Source organism: Flavobacterium sp. (genome assembly GCF_040382755.1).
Classification (GTDB): Bacteria; Bacteroidota; Bacteroidia; order Flavobacteriales; family Flavobacteriaceae; genus Flavobacterium.
Window position 1 is genome coordinate 1 of record NZ_JBEIET010000180.1, and the last position, 3,010, is coordinate 3,010.

Annotated in this window: 3 protein-coding genes; 1 reads left to right on the top strand and 2 read right to left on the bottom strand. The window is 33.0% G+C overall.

The window, feature by feature from the left end; translation table 11 throughout:
- Both ABWO04_RS10810 and ABWO04_RS10815 read right to left on the bottom strand, forming a co-directional pair.
- Positions 1-816 (bottom strand): C-type lectin-like domain-containing protein (locus ABWO04_RS10810; protein WP_502903989.1); only part of this gene is annotated, 816 nt, incomplete at its 3' end.
- Positions 817-848: 32 nt separating this feature from the next.
- Positions 849-1,382: an RNA methyltransferase gene (locus ABWO04_RS10815; RefSeq protein ID WP_353079710.1), complete on the bottom strand. Its 534-nt coding sequence runs from the start codon at positions 1,380-1,382 to the stop codon at positions 849-851.
- A 425-nt stretch (positions 1,383-1,807) separates the two neighbouring features.
- Here ABWO04_RS10815 and ABWO04_RS10820 point away from each other — a divergent pair.
- On the top strand, positions 1,808-3,010 hold a 1,203-nt coding region (locus ABWO04_RS10820; RefSeq protein WP_502903990.1), incomplete at its 3' end, for a MutS N-terminal domain-containing protein.

A 3,010-nucleotide genomic window follows, 5' to 3' on the forward strand; every position in this document is an offset into this window, starting at 1 on the left:
ATTCCACGAACCAGGTTGCCCTACGCCCGGTGCTGTTACGTGAGCGTAATCTTCTTCACCTTGGTTGTTGGGTTCGTTTGCATTCCAAAAGGCAAAAGTTGGCGAACTACCATTTACAACGCCATTCCAAAATGTAGTGCCAAGCTCTGGACCTGTAACCCATTTCCAAACACCTTCATTTGCTTCATCTGAACCGCCAATCCATCCTGCCCCAGTAACCTGGATACCAGATATTTGAACTTCTTCAACTGTTGTAATTGTAGCTAAATAACCTTGCAAACCATAATAAGTTGATGCAGCTGCCGCATTTTTGGCATTTGTCCAACTAATACCCGTATTTGGAATATATTGATAGTAATGATTTGTTGACTCTAAATAATTAGCTTGTCCGACTGTAATTGAAAAAATACGTTGCCCACTTGGATTAACTGCTGAATTTGTAAAAACTACCGATTCAATAGCGGCTATAAATTGTAAATATGTAGGATTGCCACTTATTCCACTTAAGGTTAATTTTCCTTCTGTAGCATTCCAAGAAGAAGTTATCGTAGGATGAATTCCGGTTAAAGTTAACACATCTTGACCTAAAACATAACCAGAAGAAATTTGAATGTACATAGCTGCAATTCCAACATCGTCAGGATCTGTAATCGACATATTTGTAACAATTGGCAAAGAAGTTTGAGGGCAATATATTTGATTTCCAGTTGCTTGTAACACAGGAGCTAAATTAGCTTGTAATACAGGAGCTACATTTTGAGCAATTGCATTAGAAATTAAAAAAACCGAAATAAATGTTGTACTAATTTTATTCATCTTTCAAAGGTACAATAAGAAGGTAAAAATTATTAGTTTTTTAACATTTTTTGATATAAATCCCAAATTACAATTCCAGCACTAACTGAAATATTCAAAGAGTGCTTACTTCCCAATTGTGGAATTTCTATAACACCATCAGAAGTATTAATAGCTTCTTGAGAAACACCTTTGACTTCATTACCAAAAATTAATGCATATTTTGTTTCAGATTTTGGTTGAAAATCATCTAACATAATTGCATTTTCGGTTTGTTCTATAGCATAAATTTTAACATTTTCCGATTTTAATTTAGCTACAACTTCTAATACATCTTTCGAGTATTCCCAAGTTACTGTATCTGTTGCGCCCAAAGCCGTTTTATGAATTTCCTTATTTGGCGGAACAGCCGTAATACCACATAAATAAATTTTTTCAATCAAAAATGCATCTGAAGTTCTAAACACAGAACCAATATTATGCAGACTTCTTATATCGTCTAACACAATAATTAATGGTGTTTTTTTTGCTTCAGCAAATGCTTCTTTACTGATTCGATTTAATTCGGCGTTGGCTAATTTTCTCATCTTACAAAAGTAATAATAATGTTCAGTTTTTCAATATGTCAATTTGCCAATTTTGAAAAAGCTATACAGATTTAAAAGGTGAAACGGACTTTTGACATACTTGTTTTTCAACGCAGATTGGAGAAATTTCTAAAATTTATCTAATTTTTTAAATCTGTGTTCCAAACTTTTCAAATTGGTACACAGATTTGACGGATGAAACGGATTTTTGATATACTTTTTTAAAACACCGATTGGAGAAATTTTAATAATTTGTATAATTTTTTAGATCTGTGTTCCAAACTTTTCAACTTAAAATTGAATTTTGAGATTCTAATTGCTATTGAATTTTGAATTTACTAACTTCGCCTTCACTAAATTTTTACGTTGTGGCTAAGAAATCAGCATCCGAAATAAAAGATTCTACTCCAAAAGTATCTCCTTTAATGCAGCAATACAATACCATTAAGGCAAAATACCCTGATGCGTGTTTGTTGTTTCGCGTGGGCGATTTCTACGAAACATTTGGAGAAGATGCTATTCGAGCTTCAAGAATTTTAGGCATTACCTTAACCAAACGTGGAAATGGAAGTGAAAGTGAAACCGCTTTAGCAGGATTTCCGCATCATTCTATAAATACCTATTTACCAAAATTAGTCAAAGCGGGACTACGAGTTGCCATTTGTGATCAATTAGAAGATCCGAAAATGACAAAAACTATAGTAAAACGAGGCGTTACCGAATTAGTAACTCCAGGAGTTTCATTTAACGATGATATTTTACAATCGAAATCCAACAATTTTTTAGCAGCTGTATTTTTAGGTAAAAAAACCAATGGAATTACTTTTTTAGACGTTTCAACTGGCGAATTTTTAACGGCTGAAGGAAACGAAGAATACATTGACAAATTATTACAAAATTTTAGACCGAGTGAGGTTTTAGTTTCAAAACAACAAAAAGCAGATTTTAAACAGCATTTTGGAGAAGATTTTCACGTGTTTTATATAGAGGATTGGATTTATAAAGAAGATTTTGCTTTTGAAAGCTTAACCAAACATTTTCAAACGAATTCATTAAAAGGTTTTGGTATAGATGATTTCAATGAAGCCGTGATTTCTTCAGGTGCCATATTATATTATCTATCAGAAACGCAACACAATAAAATTCAACACATTACAAACATTCAGCGAATTGCAGAAGACGCTTATGTTTGGATGGACAAATTCACAATTCGTAATTTAGAATTATATCATAGTTACAATCCTAATGCGGTAACTTTAATTGATGTGATTGACAAAACACTTTCGCCAATGGGTTCAAGATTATTGAAACGTTGGTTGGCGTTGCCGTTGAAAGACATAAATAAAATTAAAGGTCGACACGAAGTAGTAGCGTATTTAAAAGAAAATTCAGAAGAATTACACCAAATCCAATATCAAATAAAACAAATTTCCGATTTAGAGCGCTTAATTTCAAAAGTAGCTACTGGAAAAGTTTCCCCAAGAGAGGTCATTCACTTAAAAGATTCGTTAGAGGCAATTATTCCAATTAAAACGTTGGCGTTGCAATCTAAAAACGAAGCTCTAAAAACCATTGGCGATAGTTTGCATTCTTGCGAATTGTTACGAGAAAAAATAGGAACAACTTTA